Source organism: Variovorax sp. J31P207 (assembly GCF_030316965.1).
In the GTDB taxonomy this organism is placed as follows: Bacteria; Pseudomonadota; Gammaproteobacteria; order Burkholderiales; family Burkholderiaceae_C; genus Variovorax; species Variovorax ginsengisoli_B.
Genome location: NZ_JASZYN010000012.1, coordinates 150,357 through 175,006, shown reverse-complemented (window position 1 = coordinate 175,006; position 24,650 = coordinate 150,357). Strand labels below are relative to the sequence as shown.

The window sequence follows — 24,650 nt, the reverse complement described above, 5'->3', positions numbered from 1 at the left end:
GGTCCTTATCATCGGATTCGATGTACCAAGCCCTCCGCCCCTCCCGCAGCGAATTCGTCCCGGTCCGCCACCTGAGCTACCACGTGCGCCTGTGGGGCCAGCCCTCGGCCGACCGGCCGCCGCTGGTCATGATGCACGGCTGGATGGACGTCGCCGCCTCCTGGCAGTTCGTGGTCGACGCCCTGTCCGAAGACCGCTTCGTGGTCGCGGCCGACTGGCGCGGCTTCGGACTCACCGACGGCGGGACGGTCGACAACTACTGGATGCCGGACTACCTGGCCGATCTCGACTGGCTGCTGGACCACTACGCCGGCGACACCCCGGTCGACCTGGTCGGGCACAGCATGGGCGGCAACGCGGTCATGCAGTACGCCGGCGTCCGGCCGCAGCGCGTGCGTCGGCTGGTCAACCTCGAAGGCTTCGGCATGCCGGTCCTGAAGCCCGAGCAGGCGCCCGAGCGCTTCGGCAAGTGGATCGACGAGATCAAGCGCCTGCACCGGGGCGAGATGGCGCTGGCCGCCTACCCGGCGGTCGACGGCGTGGCGCGCCGGCTCATGAAGACCAACCCCCGCCTCAGCCAGGACAAGGCCGACTGGCTGGCCGCCCACTGGTCGGCGGCGCGGCCGACCGCCGAGGGCGAGCAGCGCTGGGAAATCCTCGGCGACCCGGCCCACAAGATCATCAACGCCAACCTGTTCCGGGTCGACGAGATGCTGGCGCTGTACGCCGCCATCCGGGCGCCGCTGCTGGCGGTCGAGGCGTCGGACGACAGCCTCGGCCGATGGTGGAAGGGCCGCTACACGCTGGACGAGTACCACGAGCGCCTGAAAAGCGTCCCCGATGCGCGCATCGCCCGGGTCGAGGACGCCGGCCACATGCTGCACCACGACCAGCCGGCCGCCGTGGCCCGCCTGATCGAGGAATTCACCGCCGGCTGAGCGCGCTCCCCCTGCCCCGGACCCGGCCATGCCGGGCATGAGAAAATACGCGGTTTCCCCCGAACACCGTCAGGACACCCCATGGATGCAGAGCAAATCAACCAAATCGGCGCAACTCTCGCGGACCTGAGCGCCCGCACGGTCGATTTACGGAGGTATCTTTGACTACGATGCCAAAGCTGAACGACTGAGGACAGTCAACGCGTCGCTCGAAGACCCGAACGTCTGGAACGACCCCAAGAAAGCCCAGGAGCTGGGCAAGGAAAAGAAGGCGCTAGACGACGTCGTGGTCACGCTCGACCGGCTCACCAGCGGCCTGTCGGACAACACCGAGCTGTTCGAGATGTCGAAGGAAGACGGCGACATGGACGGCCTGCAGGCCATCGCCGATGACGCCGCCAAGCTCGAAGCCGACATCAAGCAGCTCGAGTTCCGCCGGATGTTCAACAACCCGGCCGATCCGCTGAACGCCTTCGTCGACATCCAGGCCGGCGCCGGCGGCACCGAGGCCTGCGACTGGGCCAGCATGCTGCTGCGCCAGTACCTGAAGTACGCCGAGCGCAAGGGCTTCAAGACCCAGATCGAGGACGAGACCCCGGGCGATACCGCGGGCATCAAGGGCGCGACCATCAAGGTCGAGGGCGACTACGCCTTCGGCCTGCTGCGCACCGAGACCGGCGTGCACCGGCTGGTGCGCAAGTCGCCCTTCGACTCCTCGGGCGGTCGCCACACCAGCTTCGCGAGCATCTTCGTCTACCCGGAAATCGACGACTCGATCGAGATCGACATCAATCCGTCGGACGTGCGCACCGACACCTTCCGCGCCAGCGGCGCCGGCGGCCAGCACATCAACAAGACCGACTCGGCGGTGCGGCTGACGCACATCCCGACCGGCATCGTGGTGCAGTGCCAGGACGGCCGCAGCCAGCACAGCAACCGCGACGTCGCCTGGAAACGGCTGCGCTCGCGCCTGTACGACCACGAGATGCGTAAGCGCCAGGAAGAGCAGCAGAAGCTGGAAGACAGCAAGACCGACGTCGGCTGGGGCCACCAGATCCGCAGCTACGTGCTGGACAACAGCCGCATCAAGGACCTGCGCACCAACGTCGAAATCTCGGCGACGCAGAAGGTGCTCGACGGCGATCTCGATGCCTTCATCGAAGCGTCCTTGAAGCAGGGCGTCTGATGCAGGCCGCGACCCGCAAGGTGGAAGCCCTGATCTTCGACATGGACGGCACCATGGTCGACTCCATGCCCTGGCACGCCAAGGCATGGATCGAGTACGGCATCCGCCACGGGGTCGAGATCGACATCCCGAAGTTCATGCGGCAGACCACCGGCCGCACGGCCTTCGAGTGCGCCTGCGAGCTCATGGGCCGCGAGGTGAGCGAGGCCGAGAGCGCCGAGATCACCCACCACAAGGAATCGATCTACCGCGAGCTCTTCGGCGCCCATTTCCGCGAAGTGCCGGGCTTCGGCGCCTTCAACCGGGCCGCGGTCGCGCGCGGGCTGAAGGTCGCGGTCGGCACCGCCGGCGACAAGCACAACATCGCCTTCACGATGTCCCATCTGCGTCCGGACCCCGCGCCGCTGGCGATCGTCGGCGGCGACGAGGGCCTGCCCGGAAAGCCGCAGCCGGCCATCTTCCTCGAAGCCGCACGCCGCATCGGCGTCGCGCCATCGCGCTGCATCGTGTTCGAGGACGCGCCATTCGGCATCGAGGCTGCCCGCCGCGGCGGCATGCTGGCGGTGGCGGTCTGCACCACCCACAGCGCCAGCGAACTCGCGGGGCCGCACGTGATCGCGGCCGTGCGTGACTACAACGAACTAGCCAACTCAAACTTCCTGGAGACACTCGATGCTGCTGCGTGATGCCCAAGGCCAACCGATCGCGATCCGTCGCGAGGACTACAGCGCGCCGGCCTACTGGATCGACACGGTCGAGCTGACCTTCGACCTCGACCCGGCCAAGACCCGGGTCCTCAACCGCATGCGGCTGCGCCGCAATCCCGAAGTCGCGCCCGAGCCGCTGCGCCTGGACGGCGACGAACTCAACCTGGCCCGCGTGCTGGTCGACGGCCAGGGCGCGTCGTTCCGCATGGAGGGCGACCAGCTGGTGATCGACAGCCTGCCCGACGCCTTCGAGCTGGAGATCTTCACCACCTGCTGCCCGGTCAAGAACACCAAGCTCATGGGCCTGTTCGTGAGCGAGGACACCTTCTTCACGCAGTGCGAGGCCGAGGGCTTCCGCCGCATCACCTACTTCCTCGACCGCCCGGACGTGATGGCCAGCTACACGGTGACCTTGCGCGCCACCAAGGCAGCCTACCCGGTGCTGCTGTCGAACGGCAACCTGGTCGAGCACGGCGACCTGCCCGAGGGCCGCCACTTCGCCAAGTGGGTCGACCCGTTCCGCAAGCCCAGCTACCTGTTCGCGCTGGTCGCGGGCAAGCTGGTGGCGCGCGAACAGCACATCAAGGCCCGCAACGGCCGCGAACACTTGCTGCAGGTGTATGTGCGCGCCGGCGACCTCGACAAGACCGAGCATGCGATGAACTCGCTGATCAACTCGGTGCTGTGGGACGAGGCCCGCTTCGGCCTGCCGCTCGACCTCGACCGCTTCATGATCGTCGCCACCAGCGACTTCAACATGGGCGCGATGGAGAACAAGGGCCTGAACATCTTCAACACGAAGTACGTCCTGGCCAACCAGGCCACCGCGACCGATGCCGACTACAGCAACATCGAGAGCGTGGTCGGCCACGAGTACTTCCACAACTGGAGCGGCGACCGCGTCACCTGCCGCGACTGGTTCCAGCTGTCGCTCAAGGAAGGCCTGACGGTCTTCCGCGACCAGGAGTTCAGCCAGGACCTGTGCGCCGATGCGTCGGCGCGCGCGGTCAAGCGCATCGAGGACGTGCGCGTGCTGCGCACCGCCCAGTTCCCGGAAGATGCCGGCCCGATGGCGCATCCGGTGCGGCCCGACAGCTACATCGAGATCAGCAATTTCTACACCGTCACCATCTACGAGAAGGGTGCCGAGGTGGTGCGCATGATGCAGACGCTGGTCGGCCGCAAGGGCTTCGAGCGCGGCATCACGCTGTACTTCGAGCGCCATGACGGCCAGGCCGTGACCTGCGACGACTTCGCCCAGGCCATCGCCGATGCCAACCCCGACACCGAGCTGGCACGCCTGCTGCCGCAGTTCAAGCGCTGGTACAGCCAGGCCGGCACGCCGCGCCTCGCGGCCCACGGCGTGTACGACGCGGCATCGCGCAGCTACACCCTGAGCTTCGTGCAGAGCTGCCCGCCCACCCCGGGCCAGGCGACCAAGGATCCGTTCGTGATCCCGGTCAACCTGGGCCTGCTCGGCGCCGACGGCCGCGAGCTGCCGGTGCAGCTCGAAGGCGAGGCCGAGGGCACGCCAGGCACCCGCACCCTGGTGCTCACGCGCGCCGGTGAGCAGTACACCTTTGTCGGCCTCGACGCCGAGCCCGTGCCGTCAATCCTGCGCGGCTTCAGCGCGCCGGTGATCCTCGACTACGCCTATTCGGACGCCCAGCTGCTCACCCTGCTGGCCAGCGACCCCGACCCGTTCAACCGCTGGGAAGCCGGCCAGCGCCTGGCGCTGCGGGCGGCCATCCGCGCGATCACCGAGCCCGCCCTGGCCGGCGAGCAGCCGCTGGACCAGGCCTTCGTCGACGCGATGCGCAGCGTGCTGCGCCATCCGCAGCTCGACGCCGCCTTCAAGGAACTGGTGCTCACCCTGCCCTCCGAGACCTACATCGCGGAGCAGCTCGAGGTGGTCGACCCGCAGCGCGTGCACGCGGTGCGCGAGACCATGCGGGCGCAGCTCGCGACCGCGCTGTTCGCCGACTGGGAGCAGGCCTACGAGCAGAACCGCGACACCGGCGCCTACACGCCCGACCCGGTCTCCTCGGGCCGCCGGGCGCTGGCGGGCATCGCCCTCACCCACCTGTGCCTGGCGGCGCGGGCTTCGGGCGACACCGTGTGGCCGGGCAAGACGCTGCAGCGCTTCAAGGACGCGGGCAACATGACCGACCGCTTCAATGCGCTCAGCGCGCTGGTGTCGTCGGGCCATGCGCTGGCGGCGCAGGCGCTGGCGCGCTTCCACGAGATCTTCAAGAACGAAGCGCTGGTGATCGACAAGTGGTTCTCGCTGCAGGCCGGCGCGCCGGACCGCGGCGGCGACATCCTGCCGCTGGTGAAGCAGCTCATGAAGCACCCGGACTTCTCGATCAAGAACCCGAACCGCGCCCGCAGCGTGATCTTCAGCTACTGCAGCGCCAACCCCGGCGCCCTGCACCGCCCCGACGCCGCCGGCTACGTGTACTGGAGCGACCGCGTGATCGAGCTCGACGCCATCAACCCGCAGGTCGCGGCCCGCCTGGCGCGCGCGCTCGACCGCTGGAGCAAGCTGGCCGAGCCCTACCGCAGCGCCGCCCGCGAGGCGATCGCCCGCGTCGCCGCGCGGCCCGACCTGAGCAAGGACACGCACGAGGTGGTCACCCGCGCGCTGTCGATCTGAACCCGCAAGGACCCCGAACTTCATGGCCCAACCCAAGATATCCCTCACCCGCTACCTGGTGGAGCAGCAACGCGCCGACGGCCTGATCCCCGGCCAGCTGCGCCTGTTGCTCGAAGTGGTCGCGCGCGCCTGCAAGAGCATCAGCCAGGCCGTCAACAAGGGCGCGCTCGGCGGCGTTCTCGGCACGGCCGAGAGCGAGAACGTGCAGGGCGAGATCCAGAAGAAGCTCGACATCATCGCCAACGAGGTGCTGATCGAGGCCAACGAATGGGGCGGCCACCTGGCGGCCATGGCCAGCGAGGAGATGGAAAGCATCCATGTGGTGCCCAACCGCTACCCGCAGGGCGAATACCTGCTGCTTTTCGACCCGCTCGACGGCTCGAGCAACATCGACGTCAACGTCAGCATCGGCACCATCTTCAGCGTGTTGAAGAAGCCCGACGACACGCCCGGCGTGCAGGAGGCCGACTTCCTGCAGGCCGGCGCCAAGCAGGTGGCGGCGGGCTACTGCATCTACGGCCCGCAGACCACGCTCGTGCTGACCGTGGGCGCCGGCGTCGCGATGTTCACGCTCGACCGCGAGCAGGGTTCCTTCATGCTGACGCAGGAGGACATCCAGATCCCGGCCGACACCAAGGAGTTCGCGATCAACATGAGCAACATGCGCCACTGGGACGCCCCGGTGAAGCGCTACATCGACGAATGCCTGGCCGGGAAAGAGGGTCCGCGCGGCAAGGACTTCAACATGCGCTGGATCGCCAGCATGGTGGCCGACGTGCACCGCATCCTGATGCGCGGCGGCGTCTTCATGTACCCCTGGGACAAGCGCGAGCCCGAGAAGGCCGGCAAGCTGCGCCTGATGTACGAGGCCAACCCGATGAGCTGGCTGGTCGAGCAGGCCGGCGGCGCGTCGACCAACGGGCGCCAGCGCATCATGGACCTGCAGCCGACCAAGCTGCATGAGCGCGTGGCTGTTGTGTTGGGGTCGAAAAACGAGGTCGAGCGGCTGACCAGCTATCACGATCCGCTATAATCGAAGGCTTAGCCGGTGTAGCTCAGTCGGTAGAGCAGCTCATTCGTAATGAGAAGGTCGGGTGTTCGATTCATCTCTCCGGCACCAAACGTGAAGAAGCCCGCTGTCGAAAGACGGCGGGCTTTTTTGCTTTGAACGGCGACCGTCGCATTGGCATCCGAGGCTCAACAGACACTACTACCGACGACCGAAGTAGACTGTACAGAATTCTGTCACCCCGATCGAGGAGTCGGCCATGGGCTTTTCAGTCAGAGATGTAGTGCCGTTCACGCAGGCGCGCGCCAACCTCTCCGAGCTGGCCGATCAGGCCAAGGCGGGCGCCGAGAAGATCATCACGAAGAACGGCGAGAGCTACGTCGCTCTGATCGACGCCGACCGTCTGGACTACTACCACCAGCTGGAGCGCGAGCGGATTCACCTGATGCTCATCGCCGATGCACAGCGCGGTCTGGCCGACATCGCCGCCGGCCGCACCTTCGAGGCCGATGCCGCGATCGCCCGGCTTCAGCATCGTCGCACCGCATCCACCAAGGCAGTCCGCCCCGGGAAGCCAGCCCAGAAGCGTGGCTGACAAGCTGTACCGAGTCGAGCTGACCCTGAGCTTCCTGGAACGCCTCGACGCCATCGAAACGTTCCTGGTGGAAGCCGATGCGGGCTTCGCCTTCGACGCTCTGCTGTCGGAGTTGCGGTCCACGGTCATTCCCAACCTGAAGCGCTTCCCCCGCATCGGCCGGCGCTACCTGGCCACCCCCCCACAGTCCGCCGAAGCACTGGCCCAGTTGGCCGCACTTCCGGCCGGTGCTCCGCACGCGCTGCGCGAATACCTGCATGGCGACTACCTGATGCTCTACGCGGCCGCGGAGGCCGACGCCACGGTGTACCTGCTGTCGATCCGCCACCATCGCCAGCTTTCGTTCGACTTCGCTCGCCTGTGGCCAGGCACTGGCGCCTGATCGAATTCCTCAATTCGATCGGCGCCGGCCGATCACGGTGCCTCCGTCCGACAGCAAAATCCCGCCCACGCCGCCGACGGGCTTTTCCCGCCGCCGCGCACCCCAAGCCCGAATACCGCCAGAATCAGCCCCATGACCGACTATGGCGCCCTCCCTGCCAGCAATGCCCCCGCGCCGACCCGCCAGCCGCGCGACGGCATGCCTGCGGACGACCGGGCCCGGACGGCGACGTGCTCGCCCGCCGACCCCGAGAGCCGATTCGGCGCGGCCGCCAGCATCCTCGACCGGCTCGACACCCGCCCGCTGGCGTTGCGCCTGCGCCGTCGGCCGTGGTGGCGATTCTGGTGACGCCGCTCCGGCCCACCGGGCGCCCCCGCCCCGGCTGGACGCCCGCCATCGACATCTCGCGCTGCACCGGCTGCGGCTGGTGCGTCGCCGCCTGCGACTCCCACCTGCTCAGCCTCGAGGTCGCGCAATGGAAGAAGCACGCCGTGCTGCACGACGCACTTCGGTGCACGGGCTGCAGCGACTGCGCCGTCGCCTGTCCCTTCCATGTGATCACCATGCGCAAGGGCGAAAGCCCAACCAGCGACGCCAGCCATTGAGTCGGCGAGCCGGCCGCCGAGCCGGCAAATAAACCTGGCGGCCATGACCGACTGCCCGTTCCATGAGCATCGCAATGGAGCCCAAGCAGGATGCGGCTCCGACCGGTTGCCCACTCGGTTATCCACAGAGTCATGCACCGCCCAAGGGGAAAACAGGGCCTTGACTTTCGTGTTTTGGTGCAGTGCACAACGGCCTCGCTCATTGGGAACAGCACACCTTCGGTGCGTCCGGCCCGAAAAACGCGGCACGCCAGCTTGGTGCGTCGTCTCGATCTTTTCCACAGCGCGATGCGAGCGGCAACTCACCTGCCGCGGCCCGTCGTGCGCCTCGACGATGGGCCCGTCACCCCCTCTTTGGGAGTTGACGCAGGTAATACTAAAGAGCTCAATTGAAGCTCCCGAAAGCGTCCAGGAAGGCAGGCATGAAGACGTTGTCCATCATGGCAGTCGTCACCCTCTGCACCCCTCTTCTTGGCTGCGACGTGCAACCAGACGTGCTGTTCGTGACCGAAAGCAACCCGTTCCAGATGCTGCAGCTGACCGACGCCGAGCAGGGCTGTCCGGCCCCTCGGCGCGTGTGCTACCTGACCTTCAGGGATGGCGGCACTTCGAATGGCTGCTGGATTCGCGAGAAATCCTATGTCCGCGCCCTTTTTCCGGATCTGGGCGAGCGCGTCATCCCGGTGACCGAGTTCCGCCGCACGATGCTGGCCGAGTACCGCAACATCTCTTTGGACTAAAGCGCCAGAAACGCCAAAGCCCCGAAGTTCTCCCTGTCGACGGGGGACAACCTTGGGGAAAACCGCCCGGATTGCGAGCGGAATCGTTGACTGGCGCGGCCTGCGACACGGTGCCTGCCAAAAAGGCAGCGCACCGGGCCGCCGTGCAGCTGGCTCAGGCCGCCTGCGCCTGCGGCGCGTTGCGCCTCCAGACCTTGAGGCCGAAGGCCAGCAGCTGCCAGACGATGAACACCGCGATCAGGCTCAGCAGGGTGCCGCTGATCGGCCGCGTGACGAAGGTGCCGAAGCTGCCCCGGCTGATCAGCAGCGCGCGGCGGAAGTTCTCTTCCAGCATCGGCCCGAGGATGAAGCCGAGCATCAAGGGCGCCGCATCGAGCTCCAGCCGCATGAACATGTAGCCCAGGAAGCCGAAGGCCGCCGTGATGTAGATGTCCTCGAGGTTGTTGTTGACGCTGTAGGTGCCGATGCAGCAGAAGAACAGGATCGACGGGAACAGCACGGCGTACGGAATCTTGAACACCGACAGCCAGTAGCGCACCAGCGGCACGTTCAGCACCAGCAGGAAGACGTTGCCGATCCACATGCTGGCCACCAGGCCCCAGAACAGTTCGGGGTGGCTGGCGATCATGTTCGGGCCCGGCTGGATGCCCTTGATGATGAAGGCCGCCAGCATCAGCGCCATGACGGCGTTCTCGGGGATGCCGATGCTCATCAGCGGGATGAAGCTGGTGCGCGCTGCCGCTTCGTCGGCCGCGGCCTGGCCGGCCACACCCTCGATGCAGCCGGTGCCGATCTCGTTCTTGTACTTGCTGACCTTCTTGTCGATCGCGTAGGCCGCGAACTGCGCGATGGTCGGCCCGCCGCCCGGCAGGATGCCGAGGAAGGAGCCGACCACGCTGCCACGCAGGGCGCTCGGGATGATCCGCTTGAACTCCGACCAGGTCGGGATCAGGTTGATCTTGCCGTTGAAGGGCGAACGCTCTTCACGCGAATCGAGGTTCTTGGTGATTTCGGCGATGCCGAAGCAGCCCAGCGCGATGCTGACGATGCCGACGCCGTCGACCAGGAAGGGCATGTCCATCGTGAAGCGCTGCGCGCCGCTGTTGACGTCGGTGCCGATGGTGCCGAGCAGCACGCCGATCATGCACATGGCCAGCCCGTTGAGCAGGCTGCCGGTGGTGACGAAGCTCACGCACACGAAGCCGACCAGCATCATGGCGACGTAGTCGGCGGGCCCGAACAGGAAGGCCACCTCGCCCAGCATGGGCGCCAGGAAGGTCAGCACCAGGATGGCGACCGTGCCGCCGATGAAGCTGGAGAAGCCCGCCGTGAACAGCGCCAGGCCGGTCTGGCCCTTGAGCGTCATCGCATAGCCGTCGATACAGGCCACGATACTGCTGGCGTGCGGGATCTTCATCGTGATCGCGCTCACACTGTCGCCGTACTGCGCGCCGTAGTAGATGCCGGCCAGCATGATGAGCGCACCGGTGGTCGGGATCGAATAGGTCAGCGGCAGCAGCAGGCTGATGGTGGCCAGCGGCCCCAGGCCGGGCAGCAGGCCGACCAGCGTGCCCACCGTGCAGCCGATGGCGCAGTACATCAGGTTCGAGAGGGTCAGGGCGTGGGAAAACCCAAACGCCAGGTTGTTCAAGGCATCCATGGTCAGTAGAGCGGCAGGTTCAGGCCGAGAAGTTTCTGAAGAGCCAGGGCCATCGCGACCAGCCCGAGGGACACCTTGACGTTGCGCACCCACGAATAACCGGAACTGCTGGCCAAGGCGGAGAAGAACACCATGAAGACGATCCCGGCGATCATGTTCACGTAGGTCGAGATCAGCGCCAGGCCGCAGAGGCTGCCCAGGATGATCGCGATGTTCCGGAAGTTGATGCTGAGCCGCACGCGCTCGACGAAGAACGAGCGGACCACGGTCGCGGCGCCGATCACGAGCAGGATGCCGCTCACCATGGCGGGAAACAATCCCGGCCCCGCGCGGCTGAAGTCACCAATGGGATATCGCAGCGCCTGCAGGCCGAAGGCCAGCGAGATCGCCACGAGGAACAGGCCTCGGACTAGATTTCTATTCATACGCGCAAGATGGTTTGTTTCCGGTCGTGAAAGCGGCCCGCTGCCGGACCGCCTTCCGCCCCATGCAGGGTTGCTGGGACAACCCGATGTTGTTTCCTGCTCGCTGATCGGAATCTGACGCCCGGGTGAGGGGAATTACGTAACCGGACCGTTATGCTCTGGCCGGCGCCCCCTCCCCTCCACCGGAACCACCGCCTTGATGCAACACGACCTGCACCTCGACGCCTACGTCAGTTTCACGCTGGCGATCCTGCTGTTGTTCGTCGGCAAGGCCTGTACCCGCCGCTTCGAGCTGCTGCGCCGCTACAGCATTCCCGAGCCGGTCATCGGCGGGCTGGTCAGCATCGTGGTGGTCAGCACGCTCTACCTGGTGTTCGGGCTCAAGGTGGACTTCCAGCTCGGTGTGCGCGACGTGCTGCTGCTCTATTTCTTCGCCGCCATCGGGCTCGGCTCCGACGTCCGGACGCTGCGTCAGGGCGGCCGGCCGCTGGTGATCCTAGTCGCGCTGGCCACCGGCTTCATGGTGCTGCAGAACCTGGCCGGCATGGCGGTGGCCAGCGGCTTCGGTCTCGACCGCCGCGCCGGGCTGCTGACCGGCTCGGTCTCGCTCACCGGCGGGGTCGGCACGACGCTGGCCTGGGCGCCGCATTTCGTGCAGCTGGGCATCGCCAACGCCGAGGCCATCGGCCTGGCCAGCAACATGGCGGGCCTGATCTCGGCCTGCGCGATCGGCGGCCCGATCGCCGCCTACCTGATGCGCCGGCACCGGCTCAAGTCGTCGGCCGAAGCGGCGCTCCCGGCCGGCGCCCACTACGAGGACGAGAACCGCAGCCGCCTGGACTACAACAGCGTGCTGCTGGCGCTGCTCTGGCTCAACCTGGCGCTGATCCTGGGCCGGGTCGTCAGCGACGCCATCGCGCTGACCCGCCTGCGCCTGCCGGGATTCGTCGGCGCCCTGATCGCCGGCATCGTGCTGCGCAACGTCAGCGCGCTGTTCACCAAGCAGAAGGGCCAGCTGTGGCATTGGGAGCGCATGCAGGCCGGCGTGGCACTGCTCTCGGACATCTGCCTCGGCGTCTTCCTGACCATGGCCCTGATGGGGCTGCAGCTGTGGCAGATGCATGGCGTGGCGGTCTTCGTGCTGACGGCCGTGTCGCTGCAGATCCTGATGGCGATCGCCTTCGCCGTGTTCGTGGTCTATATCTGCATGGGCCGCGACTACGAGGCGGCGGTGGTCTCGGCCGGCTTCGGCGGCATCGCGCTCGGCTCGACCGCCACGGCCATCGCCAACATGAGCGCCGTCACGCGCGAACACGGTGCCGCGCCGCGCGCCTTCATCGTGGTGCCGCTGGTCTGCGGCTTCTTCATCGACCTGGTCAACGCCGTCGTCATCGGGCTCATGGCGGGCTGATGTGGGGATCCGCTTTGCGGGCACCGATGTAAAATCGACGGTTTTTCCAGTAGGTGCAAGTGTCAAGGCGCACAGGTTTCACCGACTCGGCGCTGGTTCGCTTGCTCGCTCGACTGACCGACATCACCGTTCCCGAATCCCGCCAGGGCTTCGCGGACCGCTTGAGTCAGTGGTGCGGCTGGACCGACGCCATTTCGCTCTCGGCGGCGCTGGATGGCAGTCCGGCGGCGGCGCCCAGGCGCGCGCGCGGCCCGGCCGACGCCGAACGACGCGAAGTCGATGGCGTGCGGGCGGCATTGGCGAAAGCCATCGCCGAACGCGGCGCCTTTGCGTCCGACTTCGCATCGCACCGTCGACGCTACCTCGCCCGGCAACAGGCCATGGAGACCGCCATCGGTCCCCTGCGCGGCCGGTTGCGCGCGAAGCTCGCGGCCGCGTCGCCCGAGATGGCCCGGCTGGCCGCGGTGGACGTGGTCATGGAGCAGGTGCTCGGGTCGCAGGAGCACCGCCTGCTCGCGACCGTGCCCGGGCTGCTCGAAAAGCACTTCGAGCGCCTGCGCCAGGCGGCCGAGCGGCCGGCCGACGCGAGCGACGGCGGCGCCGCACCCGGCGCCTGGCTGGATGTTTTCTGCCGCGACATGCAGGGCGTGCTGCTGGCCGAACTGGATATTCGATTGCAACCGATCGAAGGGCTGCTCGACGCCCTTCGCAAGAGCTGACCGCTGACAGGCCTTCATGACCAGATTTCTTCACTACGCCGCCTTCTTCGTCGGCCTCGCCGCCGTGTGCTGGGTGGGTGCCGGCTACATCGGCTCGAACCCGCTGGCGCTGGCGATCACGCTGCTGATCGGCGCCTTCTATCTGATGGGCGCGCTGGAACTGCGCCGCTACCACCAGGCCACCGCCACCCTGGCGAGCGCCGTGGCGGGCCTGTCGGCGCCGCCGGCGAGCCTGGGGCCGTGGCTGGACACGCTCCACCCTTCGCTGCAGAACGCGGTGCGCCTGCGGGTCGAAGGCGAACGCGTCGCCCTGCCCGGCCCGGCCCTGACGCCCTACCTCACGGGCCTGCTGGTGCTGCTCGGCATGCTCGGCACCTTCCTCGGCATGGTGGTGACCTTGAGCGGCACCGGCACGGCGCTGGAAAGCGCATCGGACCTGCAGGCGATCCGCTCTTCGCTGGCGGCCCCGGTGAAGGGCCTGGGACTGGCGTTCGGCACCTCGCTCGCGGGTGTGGCGGCGTCGGCGATGCTGGGCCTCCTGTCGGCCTTGTGTCGCCGCGACCGGCTGCAGGCCGGCCAGCGGCTCGACACACGGATCGCGACCAGCCTGCGGGTCTTCTCGCAGGCTCATCAGCGCGAGCAATCCTTCCAGCTGCTGCAGCGCCAGAGCGAGGCGATGCCCCAGCTGGTCGACCGGCTGCAGGCCATGATGGCGACGATGGAGCGCCAGAGCCAGGCCCTGCACGAACGGCTGGCCGCCGGCCAGGACACATTCCACGGCAAGGCCGAGACCGCCTATGCCGGCCTCGCCGCCACGGTCGGCCGCTCGCTGGAGCAGAGCCTGATCGAAAGCGCCCGCGCCGCCAGCGCCACGATCCAGCCGGTGGTCGAGGCCACCATGGCCGGGATCGCCCGCGAGGCGGCCGCGCTGCACCAGACGGTCGAGCACGGCGTGCAGCGGCAGCTCGACGGGCTGTCGAGCCGCTTCGAGGCCAGCACCGCCACCGTGGCCGAACTCTGGCAGGGCGCGCTCGCCGGACAGCAGCGCGCCAGCGAGGCGCAGTCCGATGACCTACGCGCTGCGCTCGACCGGTTCGCCCAGACCTTCGAACAACGATCGGCCGCGCTCGTCGACGGCGTCGCCGGCCGGCTGGAAAGCACGGTCGGCCAGTTATCGGAGGGCTGGAGCGGCGCCCTGGCGCAACAGCAGCGCGTGAGCGAAAAGCTGTCGGACGACACGCAGGGCGCGCTCGCAGCGGCGGCCGCCACCTTCGAGCATCACGCCGCTTCGCTGCTGGGCACGGTCGCCCAGGCGCATGCGGGGCTGCAGGCCGAGATCGCCTCGCGCGACCAGCAGCGGCTGTCGGCCTGGACCCAGGCGCTGGAGGCCATGGCCGCCGCGCTGCAGCAGGAATGGCAGCAGGCCGGCGCCCGCAGCGAGCAGCAGCAGCAGGCGATCTGCCGGACCCTGGCCGAGACCGCGCGCGAGATCTCGGCGCAGACCGAAGCACACGCGAAGGGCACGATCGCCGAGATCGCCGGGCTCATGCAGACCGCCGCCGAAGCCCCTCGCGCCGCCGCCGAAGTGATCGCCGAGCTGCGCCAGAAGCTGTCCGACAGCATGGCGCGCGACAACGCGATGCTCGACGAACGCAGCCGCATCCTGGCGACGCTCGACACGCTGCTGGGCGCCGTGAACCATGCGTCCACCGAACAGCGCGGCGCGATCGACGCCCTGGTCGCCACCTCGGCCGACCTGCTGGAGCGCGTCGGCACGCGCTTCACCGAAACGGTCGACGCCGAAGCCGGCAAGATGGCCGGCATCGCCGCCCAGGTCACCGGCAGTGCGGTCGAGGTCGCGAGCCTGGGCGAGGCCTTCGGCGCCGGCGTGCAGCTGTTCAGCCAGTCGAACGACAAGCTGGCGGCCCACCTGCAGCGCGTCGAAGGCGCGCTCAGCAAGTCGATCGCACGCAGCGACGAGCAGCTGGAGTACTACGTGGCACAGGCGCGTGAGGTCATCGACCTGAGCATCATGTCGCAGAAGCAGATCGTCGAAGACCTGCAGCGCATCGCCAGCCAGCGCGCCACCGAAGGCAGCGAAGCGTGACGACCGAAGAGCTCGACGGCGGCATGGAGCCGACGGTGCCGGTGTGGGCCGTGTTCGGCGACCTGATGTCGGGGCTGCTGGGCGCCTTCGTGCTGATCCTGGTCTGCGTGCTCGGCATGCAGATCGATCTCGCGAGCCAGCTCGAAGCCGAGGTCAAGCAGCGGCAGGAAGCCGCGCAACGGCTGCAGACGCTCGAACAGGCCCTGGCCGGTCCCCTGGCCGCCGGCCGCGTGACCCTGAACAACGGGCGCATCGGCATCAGCGGCAGCGTGCTGTTCGCCTTCAACTCGGCCGAGCTGCAGCCCGAGGGCCGGCAGCTGCTGCGCAGCCTGACCGCCCCGCTGGCCGCCTACCTGCGGGCCCGCGACGAGATCCTGATGGTGAGCGGCTTCACCGACGACCGCCAGATGCGCGACGGTGCGCGCCGCTTCGCCGACAACTGGGAGCTGTCGGCCCAGCGCTCCCTGACGGTGACGCGGGCGCTGATCGAAGAAGGCCTGCCCTCTTCGTCGGTGTTCGCCGCGGCCTTCGGCTCCGAGCAGGCAGTGGCGTCGAACGCCGATGCCGATGGCCGATCGAAGAACCGCCGCGTCGAGATGTCGCCCACGCCGAGGCCGTCCAACGCGCAGGCCCGACCCCGTGGCTAGCGACAGCGAAGCCGGCGCCCGGATCGCCGCCTGGCGCGAAAGCGGCGACCACCGCTTCGATCCCGTGCACTTCCATTTCATCGAGGCGCTGGCCGGACGCTCGGCCGCCCACGACGGCGAGGCGCGCCGCCTCCTCGACGACCGTGTCGCCAGGCTGGTAGCGGACTATGGCGCGGCGCTGGCAGCCGCCCAGGGTGCCAACGGCGACGCGGCGCTGCCGACCGGGAAGCTGCCGGCAGGTCGTGGCCCGCTCGCGCTGCTGGTCGAGCAGGTGGCCCGGCAGACAACGTCCACGGGCGACGGCCCGGCGGCCGGCGAGCTGAAGACGCTCGGCTACTTCCGCAGCACCTGGGCGAAGCTCAGCGCCGAGCGGCGGCTGACGCAGTCACTGGCCAAGATGCCGGAAAACGCCGGCCCCCTCAACTCGCACCACCTCGTGCATCGATCGCTGACCCTGATGCGCGACCTGTCGCCCGAGTACCTCAACCGGTTCATGGCGTATGTCGACACCCTGCTGTGGCTCGACCAGGCGGGCGCCGGCGCTGCCACGGCGGTGCCGGAGAGCCCCAGGAAGGCCGCCCGGGGCAAGACGGCGGCTTGACCGCCGGGCTCAGCCCTTGGGCGCGGGATAGGCCAGCTTGCCGGCGCTGCCCAGCACCTCCATCGTCTCGGCCACGGTGAAGAGCTGCGAGGTCTTGAGGGTGCGGATATGGCCCGCGAGCTCGACCGCGACGATGGCGGTGGCCGCCACCTTGGCGTCGGGCGCCTCGTAGACGATGAAGCCGTCGTAGTCGCCCGCCATGTAGTACATGCAGACCAGTTTTCCGCCCAGCTTTTCCATCAGCGCCTTGACCGGCACGCTGCGGTCCTCGGGGTTCTTCGCCAGCTTCTGCCAGCCTTCGGTGTTGTAGCTGAAGCACGTCATGTAGGTCGGCATACGCGTCTCCATTTCCTTGAAATCGAGGCGGAAGCGAAACCGGTCGGAACGGCCGGGCGAACCAGCGCCCCGTCCGGTCCGGAGAGCTCTTCTACTCCGTCAGGCGGGAAATGCAACTTCTCCCGGTTGTCTCGACAATCCGCGGCGGCCGCATCGACAGGGCTTCATTCGCCCGGCGGGAAATCGGTCGACGCGGCCAGCGCCTGCCAGGCCGCCGTCTCCTGCTCGACGAAGACGTGCTTGTTGCGGATCACCGCCAGCGTGTCGGTGCCCAGCGGCAGCCGCAGCGGCGGCCGCGGCGCTTCGACCAGCGCCATCACGGCCTGCGCCAGGCGTCGCGGATCGCCGGGCTGGTTGTGGCTGATCTGCTTCGCGGCTTCGCGCACGCGGCCCGCAGTGGGGGCGTAGTCCTCGATCACGCGCGGCGAGATGCCGAGCGATGCGCCGTCCAGGAAGTCGGTGCGGAAATAGCCGGGCTCGACCACCGTCGCATGGATGCCGAGCGGCGCGAGTTCGGCATGCAGGCCCTCGGTGAGGCCCTCGACGGCGAACTTGGTCGAGCAGTAGACGCCGAAGCCGGCACCCGACTGGTAGCCGCCCAGCGACGAGACGTTGATCACATGGCCCCGGCGCCGTTCCCGCATCGATGGCAGCACCGCGCGCGTGACGTTGAGCAGGCCGAAGACGTTGGTCTCGTAGAGCCTGCGCACTTCGTCGCCCGTGGCCTCCTCGATGGCGCCGAGCAGACCGAAGCCGGCGTTGTTGACGAGAACGTCGATGCGTCCGAAGCGCTGGAGCGCCGCCTCGACCGCGGCGGCGGCCTGGGCTTCGCTGGTGACGTCGAGCGCCACGGCCAGGAGCGCCGGCGTGTCGCCGAGGCGCTGCGCCAGCGAGGCCGGATCGCGGGCGGTGGCGACGACCGCGTCGCCCTGGGCCAGGGCCGCCTCGGCGATGCGCGCGCCGATGCCGCGCGATGCGCCCGTGATGAACCAGACGCGCTTGAAGTCGTGGGGTTGAGTCATGGTGCTGCTCCTTTGAATGGAAGTGGATGAATGCCTTGCGGTGGATGCAATGTAGGTTTTGCACCGGCATTGCACTAGCCAACAATCGCCTTATTCATTCACAAGTTATTCGTGATAATCCGCGCATGGCCTTCAACCAGTTGCGCGCGATCTCCACCTTCATCCAGGCGGCCGAGCTCGGCAGCCTGCGCCAGGCCGCCGCCGCCCAGGCGATCACCCCGCAGGCCGCGAGCCAGGCGCTGGGTCAGCTCGAAGCGCACCTGGGCGTGCGGCTGTTCCACCGGACCACCCGGCGCCTGAGCCTCACCGAGGAAGGCAGCCAGTTCCTCGAGGCCGCGCAGCCGGGCCTGGCCACGCTGCAGCGCGCACTGCAGGGCGCGCGCCGCGGGCGCGAGGAGATCGCCGGCCCGCTGCGCATCGTCGCGCCGCGGGCCACGATGCTGCAGGTGCTGTGGCCGGTGCTCGAAGAATTCTGCCGCCTGCATCCGCAGGTCGAGCCCGACGTGCAACTCGACGACCGCATCGGCAACTGGGTCGAGGATCGGGTCGACGTCGGCTTCCGCGTCGGCGCGGCGCCCGAGGAAGGGCTGATTGCACGCCGGCTGATGCCGGTCCAGCTGGTGGTGTGCGCGGCGCCGGCCTACCTGGCGCGCTTCGGCGTGCCGTCGAGCATCGACGACCTGTCGAACCACCGCTGCAGCTGCTTCCGGCACCCGACCTCGGGCAAGGTGATGCCCTGGGAATTCAAGCGCGGCCAGGAGATCGTCTCGCGTGCCTTCGCACCGGCGCTGTGCACCAACGATGTCGACCTCGAGGCGCTGGCCGTGGTGGCCGGGCAGGCCGTCGGCCAGCTGGTGGGCGCCACCGCCGCGCCGCTGGTGCGCTCGGGCCAGCTGGTGCCGCTGCTGACCGAGCACGTCGCCGATCACCTCGGGCTCTACGTGTACTACGGCAGCCGGGTCGCCCAGCCGGCGCGCGTGCGGGCCTTCATCGACCTCGCAGCCGAGCGGCTGACCGGCAACGACCGCTACTTCCTGCGCCCGGAGGAGCTGCGGGCGAAGCCGCTGCGCGGGCGGCGCCCCGCGCGGCGCTAGCTGGCGCCTGCCGCCGCCATGGCCTGCCCGGCCGCTTCCAGCGCCGGCTTGACGCTCTCGAACGCGCCGCCGCCGTCGCAGGGGATCAGCGCGCCCGAGATGTAGCCCGCATAGGGCGAGGCCAGGAACAGCGCCAGGTTGGCGATGTCGTCCAGGCTGCCGAAGCGCTTCAGCGGCACCGCGTCCTGCGCGGATGCGCGTTCGGCGGCCGAAGGCGCCATCAGCTTGCGGAAGCCTTCGGTGCCGTCGATCGGCCCGGGCGAGATCGAGTTGATGCGCACGCCCTCGCCGCCCCATTCGAGCGCCAGCACCCGCGTGAGCTGGTCGACGCCGGCCTTGGCTGCGCAGGCATGGGCCTGGTAGCGCATCGGAACGAAGGACTGCGGCGCCGTGATGCTGATCACCGAAGCGCCCGGCTTGCGCAGGTGCGCATGGGCGTGGCGCAGCACGTGGAAACTGCCGACCAGGTCGATGTCGACCACCACCTTGAAGCCGTTGGAGGACATGTCCGCGGCCTCGCAGAGAAAGTTGCCGGCGGCGCCCGACACCAGCACGTCGATGGCGCCGAAGCGCTCGACCGATGCCTGCAGGGCGCGGCCCACCGCGTCGAAGTCGCGCACATCGGCGCAGACGCCATGCACCTCGCCGCCGTGGCGGTGCAGTTCGGCCACGGCCGCCTCGACGTTCTCAAGCTTGCGGCTGGCCACCGTGAGCTTCGCACCCTGCCGCGCGAAGGCCTGCGCAATGCCGAAGTTGATGCCCGTGGTGCCGCCGAACACCACCACGTGCTTGCCTGTGAAATCGAAATCTACTTGCATGGGTCCTCGAGAAAGAATCAGGCGAACTGATAGCGCGGCGAGCCCGCGGCCGCCCGGCCGTAGAGCTCGAGCCTGCGGCTGCCGGCGAAGATCGACTTCGGCGTCAGGCCATAGACCTGCCGGATCGAATGGCTGAAGTGGGTCGAGTCGGGGTAGCCGACGTCGAGCGCGATGTTCGCGAGGTTGGCGTTCTGCGTCACGTAATAGAGCACGCTGCGGGCTCGCTGCCAGGTGCGGAAGCTGCGGAACGGCGTGCCCACCTCGGCCTTGAACAGATGCAGGAAGCGCGACACCGACAGGTGTGACGCGTCGGCGCAATCCTGGGCCGAGGTGTGGCTGTTGGGATCGTCCTTGATGCGCGCCAGGCTGGCACGGATGCGGCGGTCGATGGCCCGCGGCACCAGGGGCTCGCCGAAGAAGCTGCGGTCGAAGTCGGTGGTCTGCGGAAACTGCCGGGTGCCGCTGCAGCGGAAGCGGTCGAGCGCGGCGCGCAGGCCCCGCAGCACTGCCTCGTCGCGCACCTCGCCGCAACCCCGGGCGAGGTAGTCCGGCAGCCGGCCGGGCGCCACGCTGTCGGCCTCGATCAGGATGTTGCAGATCATGCGTTCGCCGGCCGCGATGCGGTGCGGCACGCTGGGCGGCACCACCGACACCTCGGCCTCCTGCCAGGCACCGCCGGCCACGCTGATGCGGTGCGGCTTGCTGAGCGACAGGTAGATGGAATAGGCGCCGAAGGTGCGCACCGAGGGCGCGCCGAGCAAGCCGACGTACAGCACGCGATCGGCGTTGAGCCACATCAGCGGCTCGTGCCGGACCGGCGCCTGGGCGGGCAAGGCGATGGAAGATGCGGAAGGGTCGAGTTCGATGTGCACGGTTGTCTCCTTGCGTCTGTTCTGTCGATTCCGGGATGCCCCCTGGGCGGCGGCGGTTCGTGTCCTGCCTAGCGGTACTTCTTGAGCTCCAGCTGGCCGATCTGGTTGCGGTGCACCTCGTCCGGGCCGTCGGCCAGCCGCAGCAGGCGCGCCGTGGCATAGGCCGAGGCGATGCCGTGGTCGTTGTTGGTGCCGCCGCCGCCGAAGGCCTGGATGGTCCAGTCGATCACCTGGCAGGCCATCTTCGGCGCCGCCACCTTGATCATCGCGATCTCGGCCTTGGCGACCTTGTTGCCCACGGTGTCCATGCGATGCGCCGCGTTCAAGGTCAGCAGCCGGGCCTGCTCGATCAGGATGCGCGACTCGGCGATGCGCTCGACCGTCACGCCCTGCTGCGCCACCGTCTTGCCGAAAGCCACGCGCGAGAGGCTGCGCTGACACATCAGCTCGAGCATCTTCTCGGCCAGGCCCACCAGCCGCATGCAGTGGTGGATGCGCCCCGGGCCGAGCCGGCCCTGGGCGATCTCGAAGCCGCGGCCCTCGCCGAGCAGCATGTTCGAGGCCGGCACGCGCACGTTCTCGAAGGTGACTTCCGATGCCCGGTCGGGCACGCCGTAGAAGCCGAACACCGCGATCGGCCGCACCACCGTGACGCCCGGCGTGTCGAGCGGCACCAGGATCATCGACTGCTGCTTGTGGCGGTCGGGATTGTCGGGATCGGACTTGCCCATGAAGATGCAGATCTTGCAGCGCGGGTCGGTGGCGTTGGTGGTGTACCACTTGCGGCCGTTGATGACGTAGTCGTCGCCGTCGCGCACGATGCTCGACGCGATGTTGGTCGCATCGCTGGACGCCACGTCGGGTTCGGTCATCGCGAAGCAGGAACGGATCTCGCCGGCCAGCAGCGGCACCAGCCAGCGGGCCTGCTGCTCGGGCGTGCCGTAGCGGGCCAGCACCTCCATGTTGCCGGTGTCGGGCGCCGAGCAGTTGAAGACCTCGGGCGCGAGGTGCGAGCGGCCCATGATCTCGCACAGCGGCGCGTACTCGAAGTTGGTCAGGCCGGCGCCGTGCGAGGACTCGGGCAGGAACAGGTTCCACAGGCCGGCCGCCCGCGCCTTGGGCTTGAGCTCTTCGAGCACCGGCGCCACCTTCCACGGGCCGAGTTCCTCGGCTTCGCGGTAGTAGCGCTTCTCGTTCGGGTAGATGTGCTCGTCCATGAAGGCGGCGAGGCGTTGCTGGAGGTCCTGGACCTTGGGGGAGAACTCGAACACGGGTGACTTTCGGTTGGAATGGATGAGAGCCGCAACTAGCGCGCGGTCCTGGGGAAGTGGGCTTCGACCTGGCGCCACGCGGCCTCCGCGATCGGCTTCGCGCGGGCGCCGGTCTCGCGCGCCTGCGCACTCGATGCCGTGCCGTCGTGCGAGCGCTTCAGGATGCCCTGCAGGATGGCGGCGAGCCGGAACATCGCATAGGCCAGGTAGAACTCCCAGTGCGACGGGTCCACCGGCGCCCGGCCGACGCGGCGGCAATAGGCATCGAGGTAGGCGCGCTCGCCGGGAATGCCGAGTGCCGCGAAGTCGGCGCCGGCCATGCCGCGGAACTGCTGCGCCCCCAGGCGCCAGGGCAGCGCGTGGTAGGCGAAGTCGGCCAGCGGATGGCCCAGCGTGGACAGTTCCCAGTCGAGCAGCGCCAGCACGCGCGGCTCGCTCGGGTGGAAGATCATGTTGTCGATGCGCAGGTCGCCGTGGAAGAGGCAGGTCTCGTCCCCGGCCGGAACGTTCGCCGGCAGCCATTCGATCAGGCGCTCCATCGCGGCGATCGGCGCGACGCCGTCGGGCCCGGCCACCGTTGCCTGGTACTGGCGGGTCCAGCGCGCGATCTGGCGCTCGAAGAAGGCGCCGGGCCGGCCGTAGTCGGCCAGGCCGACGGCGCGGAAGTCGACGCCGTGCAGCGCGGCGACGACGCGGTTCATCTCCTCGTAGACGGCCGTGCGTTCAGGCACCTGCATGCCGGGCAGCGCCGGGTCCCACAGGACGCGGCCCTCGACGAAGGCCATCACGTAGAACGGCGTGCCGATGACCTGCGGGTCGTCGCAGAAGCAATGCACCTGCGCGACCGGCACCTCGGTGCCGCCCAGGGCGTGCAGCACGCGGTACTCGCGGTCGACCGCATGCGCCGAGGGCAACAGCGCGCCGTCGGGCTGCTTGCGCAACACGTAGCGCTCACCGCCGGCGTCGGTCAGCTGATAGGTCGGATTGGACTGCCCGCCCTGGAACCGGAGGGCGGACAGAGGGCCGCGGAGGCCGGGAATCCGGCCCTGAAGCCACTCGGAAAGGCGACCCGTGTCCAGGGGCGGCGGGGCGGTTTCGGGAAGCGCTGCACTCACGGGACAAGTCCTTGCATGCGGCCCATCGTAGGCCACATTGTCTGACAATACATCAGGGTTTGTCCGACACTATCGCCCGATAAATATGGGTTTCCGCTTCTCGAGGAAAGCCGTGACGCCCTCGACCGCGTCGGCGGTCGCCCCCGAGGCGACCATGCCGCGATGCTCGAATTCCAGTTGGGCTTCGAGCGAACGGCCGGCCACGCCGTCGAGCAGTGCCTTGGTGCGGCCCAGCGCGGCGGAGGCGCCCGCGGCCAGCGCCTCCACCAGCGATAGGGCGTGGGCCTGGAGTGCGTCGTCCGCGACGACGCGCGACACCGCGCCGATCGCCAGGCATTCGCGCGCGCTCAGCGGCTCGTTGGTCAGGAAGATCTCCTTGGCGCGCGCCGCGCCGACCCGGCGCGCCAGCAGCCAGGACGAGCCGGCGTCCGGCGTCAGCCCGATGGCCGAATAGCCGCCGCGCAGCTTCATCGACTCGGCCGCCAGCACGATGTCGGCACAGAGCGCGAGGCCGATGCCGCCGCCGCCGATCGGCCCGTTGAGCGCGCTGACCACCGGCACCGGCAAGGTGGCCAGCGTCTGGATCGCCCGGTGCAGCGGCGGGATCGTGCGGTCGAGCAGCCCGGCCAGGTCGGCGCGCGATTCGACGAAGTCGGCGATGTTGCCGCCGGCGCAGAACTGCCGGCCGCGGGCCCGCAGCAGCACCGCACGCACGCCGGTGTCGGCGGCCAGCCGCTCGATGCAGCCGACCAGCGCATGGCCGGTCTCGAGGTCGAGCACATTGGCCCTGTCGGGACGGTTGAGCGTGAGCAGCGCGACGGCGCCTGCGCGCTCCAGCAGTACGGAGTCGGACATTCGGAACCTTGTTGCGACGATGGCCGAGCGTAGGCAAGGTCCCGCCGATCGTCTTGTGCCAACAAGCTGCGACTTTGGGCTTTCAAGGGTTGAACCCGATGCCGGAGCGTTTCGGGACTGCAAAATTGCCTGACAATAACGTCAACAATTCCGGGCCCTTCCCGAGCGCGCGAACCCGCATGACCACCACCAAGACCGTTGCGTCGAAAACGCCGGAAACGCGCCACCCGCGCAGCACGCCCGACCGCGTGGCCGACGCCATCAGCAAGGGCATCCTGATGCGCCGCTTCACGGTGGGCCAGCGGCTGATTGAGGCCGACCTCACGCGCGACCTCGGCGTCAGCCGCAGCACGGTGCGCGAGGCGCTGCGCATCCTGGCGTCGAGTGGTGTGGTCGACCTCACGCCGCACCGCGGCGCCGTGATCCGCTCGCTGACGCGCGAGGACGCGGCCAGCCTGCTCGGGGTGCTGGAGGTGCTGTCGGGCCTGGCCGCGCGGCTGGCGGCCGCCAACATCCACCGCGAGGGCAATGCGAAGCGCTTCGAGGCGGCGGCGCAGAAGCTGGTCAGCGCGCGTACGCCCGAGGCGCTGGACCGCGTGCTCGACGAGCGGGCCAATTACTACAAGGTGATGTTCGAGATCGCCGACAGCAGCGAGCTGAACCGCGTGCTGCCGCAGGCGCGGGCGCATCTGTTCCGCGCCCAGTTCTATCACTCGCTGACCACGGCCGACCTGAAGGCGATGGTGGCCGAATACCGCGCGATCACCGAGGCCATCCTCGAAGGCGACGAGGCCAAGGCGGAGAGCCGCATGCGGCGCCATCTGCAGAAGAGCGGCGAACGCACGCTGCCGCGGATGAGCAGTTTCTCGCTGCTCTGAA

At 68.6% G+C, this 24,650-nt stretch carries 26 protein-coding genes and 1 tRNA gene; 18 read left to right on the top strand and 9 right to left on the bottom strand.

Annotated features, from left to right (window positions below):
• The first annotated feature begins 20 nt into the window (after positions 1 to 20).
• From QTI68_RS31280 to QTI68_RS31230, 11 genes are all read left to right on the top strand, one after another.
• Positions 21 to 938, top strand: coding sequence for an alpha/beta fold hydrolase (locus QTI68_RS31280; protein ID WP_286527119.1), 918 nt, complete (start codon positions 21 to 23; stop codon positions 936 to 938).
• Between the two features lie 81 nt (positions 939 to 1,019).
• Positions 1,020 to 2,124, top strand: a protein-coding gene (prfB, locus tag QTI68_RS31275) for a peptide chain release factor 2 (protein ID WP_286503760.1) whose coding sequence is annotated in 2 segments (ribosomal slippage) — positions 1,020 to 1,100 and positions 1,102 to 2,124 — 1,104 coding nt in all. Because the reading frame shifts where the segments join, the coding sequence is not laid out codon by codon here.
• Entirely contained in the window at positions 2,124 to 2,810 is a 687-nt protein-coding gene (locus QTI68_RS31270; protein ID WP_286527118.1) for an HAD family hydrolase, read from the top strand. The genes prfB and QTI68_RS31270 overlap by 1 nt, the downstream gene beginning before the upstream one ends.
• On the top strand, positions 2,797 to 5,487 hold the full coding sequence (gene pepN / locus QTI68_RS31265; RefSeq protein ID WP_286527117.1) for an aminopeptidase N: 2,691 nt from the start codon (positions 2,797 to 2,799) through the stop codon (positions 5,485 to 5,487). Before QTI68_RS31270 ends, pepN begins: the two co-directional genes overlap by 14 nt.
• Before the next feature lie 22 nt (positions 5,488 to 5,509).
• Positions 5,510 to 6,520, top strand: a complete 1,011-nt coding sequence (locus QTI68_RS31260; protein WP_286527116.1) for a class 1 fructose-bisphosphatase — start codon at positions 5,510 to 5,512, stop codon at positions 6,518 to 6,520.
• Between the two features lie 11 nt (positions 6,521 to 6,531).
• Positions 6,532 to 6,607 (top strand) — tRNA-Thr (locus QTI68_RS31255).
• A gap of 148 nt (positions 6,608 to 6,755) precedes the next feature.
• Positions 6,756 to 7,091, top strand: a complete 336-nt coding sequence (locus tag QTI68_RS31250) for a type II toxin-antitoxin system Phd/YefM family antitoxin (protein WP_286527115.1) — start codon at positions 6,756 to 6,758, stop codon at positions 7,089 to 7,091.
• Positions 7,084 to 7,473: a type II toxin-antitoxin system RelE/ParE family toxin gene (locus tag QTI68_RS31245; protein ID WP_286527113.1), complete on the top strand. Its 390-nt coding sequence runs from the start codon at positions 7,084 to 7,086 to the stop codon at positions 7,471 to 7,473. The genes QTI68_RS31250 and QTI68_RS31245 overlap by 8 nt, the downstream gene beginning before the upstream one ends.
• Before the next feature lie 132 nt (positions 7,474 to 7,605).
• Positions 7,606 to 7,821, top strand: a complete 216-nt coding sequence (locus QTI68_RS31240) for a hypothetical protein (RefSeq protein ID WP_286527112.1) — start codon at positions 7,606 to 7,608, stop codon at positions 7,819 to 7,821.
• Positions 7,818 to 8,078, top strand: a complete 261-nt coding sequence (locus tag QTI68_RS31235) for an ATP-binding protein (RefSeq protein ID WP_286527111.1) — start codon at positions 7,818 to 7,820, stop codon at positions 8,076 to 8,078. The genes QTI68_RS31240 and QTI68_RS31235 overlap by 4 nt, the downstream gene beginning before the upstream one ends.
• 422 nt (positions 8,079 to 8,500) lie before the next feature.
• The gene (locus QTI68_RS31230) at positions 8,501 to 8,818 is read left to right on the top strand and encodes a hypothetical protein (protein ID WP_286527109.1); all 318 of its coding nucleotides are present in this window, start codon (positions 8,501 to 8,503) and stop codon (positions 8,816 to 8,818) included.
• Positions 8,819 to 8,972: 154 nt separating this feature from the next.
• Here QTI68_RS31230 and QTI68_RS31225 read toward each other — a convergent pair whose 3' ends face one another.
• The gene (locus tag QTI68_RS31225) at positions 8,973 to 10,478 is read right to left on the bottom strand and encodes a tripartite tricarboxylate transporter permease (RefSeq protein WP_286527108.1); all 1,506 of its coding nucleotides are present in this window, start codon (positions 10,476 to 10,478) and stop codon (positions 8,973 to 8,975) included.
• Positions 10,479 to 10,480: 2 nt separating this feature from the next.
• Positions 10,481 to 10,903 (bottom strand): tripartite tricarboxylate transporter TctB family protein, encoded by a 423-nt coding sequence (locus QTI68_RS31220; protein WP_286527107.1) that lies wholly within the window; start codon positions 10,901 to 10,903, stop codon positions 10,481 to 10,483.
• A gap of 199 nt (positions 10,904 to 11,102) precedes the next feature.
• On the opposite strand from QTI68_RS31220, the gene gltS reads away from it, so the two are divergent.
• Genes gltS through QTI68_RS31195 form a run of 5 tightly spaced genes read left to right on the top strand, consistent with a single transcriptional unit; the run spans position 11,103 to position 16,388 of the window.
• Positions 11,103 to 12,314, top strand: a complete 1,212-nt coding sequence (gltS, locus tag QTI68_RS31215) for a sodium/glutamate symporter (protein WP_286527157.1) — start codon at positions 11,103 to 11,105, stop codon at positions 12,312 to 12,314.
• Between the two features lie 53 nt (positions 12,315 to 12,367).
• Positions 12,368 to 13,033, top strand: coding sequence for a DUF3348 domain-containing protein (locus QTI68_RS31210; protein WP_286527106.1), 666 nt, complete (start codon positions 12,368 to 12,370; stop codon positions 13,031 to 13,033).
• Between the two features lie 16 nt (positions 13,034 to 13,049).
• Complete coding sequence (locus QTI68_RS31205; protein WP_286527105.1) at positions 13,050 to 15,140, top strand: DUF802 domain-containing protein; 2,091 nt, start codon at positions 13,050 to 13,052, stop codon at positions 15,138 to 15,140.
• A gap of 23 nt (positions 15,141 to 15,163) precedes the next feature.
• Positions 15,164 to 15,787, top strand: a complete 624-nt coding sequence (locus tag QTI68_RS31200) for an OmpA family protein (protein WP_478141177.1) — start codon at positions 15,164 to 15,166, stop codon at positions 15,785 to 15,787.
• On the top strand, positions 15,780 to 16,388 hold the full coding sequence (locus QTI68_RS31195) for a DUF2894 domain-containing protein (RefSeq protein ID WP_286527103.1): 609 nt from the start codon (positions 15,780 to 15,782) through the stop codon (positions 16,386 to 16,388). The genes QTI68_RS31200 and QTI68_RS31195 overlap by 8 nt, the downstream gene beginning before the upstream one ends.
• Before the next feature lie 9 nt (positions 16,389 to 16,397).
• On the opposite strand, the gene QTI68_RS31190 is transcribed toward QTI68_RS31195, so the two are convergent.
• Positions 16,398 to 16,724, bottom strand: a complete 327-nt coding sequence (locus QTI68_RS31190) for a GYD domain-containing protein (protein ID WP_286527102.1) — start codon at positions 16,722 to 16,724, stop codon at positions 16,398 to 16,400.
• Between the two features lie 164 nt (positions 16,725 to 16,888).
• On the bottom strand, positions 16,889 to 17,746 hold the full coding sequence (locus QTI68_RS31185; RefSeq protein WP_286527101.1) for an oxidoreductase: 858 nt from the start codon (positions 17,744 to 17,746) through the stop codon (positions 16,889 to 16,891).
• A gap of 125 nt (positions 17,747 to 17,871) precedes the next feature.
• Between QTI68_RS31185 and QTI68_RS31180 the strand changes: the two genes are divergently transcribed.
• On the top strand, positions 17,872 to 18,840 hold the full coding sequence (locus QTI68_RS31180) for a LysR family transcriptional regulator (RefSeq protein ID WP_286527100.1): 969 nt from the start codon (positions 17,872 to 17,874) through the stop codon (positions 18,838 to 18,840).
• Here the strand turns inward: QTI68_RS31180 and QTI68_RS31175 are convergent.
• The 5 genes from QTI68_RS31175 to QTI68_RS31155 form a co-directional block, all read right to left on the bottom strand.
• Positions 18,837 to 19,658 carry an SDR family oxidoreductase gene (locus QTI68_RS31175; RefSeq protein ID WP_286527099.1) on the bottom strand — a complete coding sequence of 274 codons (822 nt, stop codon included), beginning with the start codon at positions 19,656 to 19,658 and terminating at the stop codon, positions 18,837 to 18,839. The genes QTI68_RS31180 and QTI68_RS31175 overlap by 4 nt on opposite strands.
• 17 nt (positions 19,659 to 19,675) lie before the next feature.
• Positions 19,676 to 20,530 carry a helix-turn-helix transcriptional regulator gene (locus QTI68_RS31170; RefSeq protein ID WP_286527098.1) on the bottom strand — a complete coding sequence of 285 codons (855 nt, stop codon included), beginning with the start codon at positions 20,528 to 20,530 and terminating at the stop codon, positions 19,676 to 19,678.
• A 68-nt stretch (positions 20,531 to 20,598) separates the two neighbouring features.
• Complete coding sequence (locus QTI68_RS31165) at positions 20,599 to 21,801, bottom strand: acyl-CoA dehydrogenase family protein (RefSeq protein ID WP_286527096.1); 1,203 nt, start codon at positions 21,799 to 21,801, stop codon at positions 20,599 to 20,601.
• 35 nt (positions 21,802 to 21,836) lie between these two features.
• Entirely contained in the window at positions 21,837 to 22,916 is a 1,080-nt protein-coding gene (locus QTI68_RS31160; RefSeq protein ID WP_503011766.1) for a phosphotransferase, read from the bottom strand.
• A gap of 69 nt (positions 22,917 to 22,985) precedes the next feature.
• A complete protein-coding gene (locus QTI68_RS31155) occupies positions 22,986 to 23,771 on the bottom strand; it encodes an enoyl-CoA hydratase-related protein (protein WP_286527094.1) in 786 nt (261 codons plus the stop codon).
• Between the two features lie 179 nt (positions 23,772 to 23,950).
• Here QTI68_RS31155 and QTI68_RS31150 point away from each other — a divergent pair, with 179 nt between their 5' ends.
• Positions 23,951 to 24,649, top strand: coding sequence for a GntR family transcriptional regulator (locus QTI68_RS31150; protein WP_286527093.1), 699 nt, complete (start codon positions 23,951 to 23,953; stop codon positions 24,647 to 24,649).
• Position 24,650: the final 1 nt, after the last annotated feature.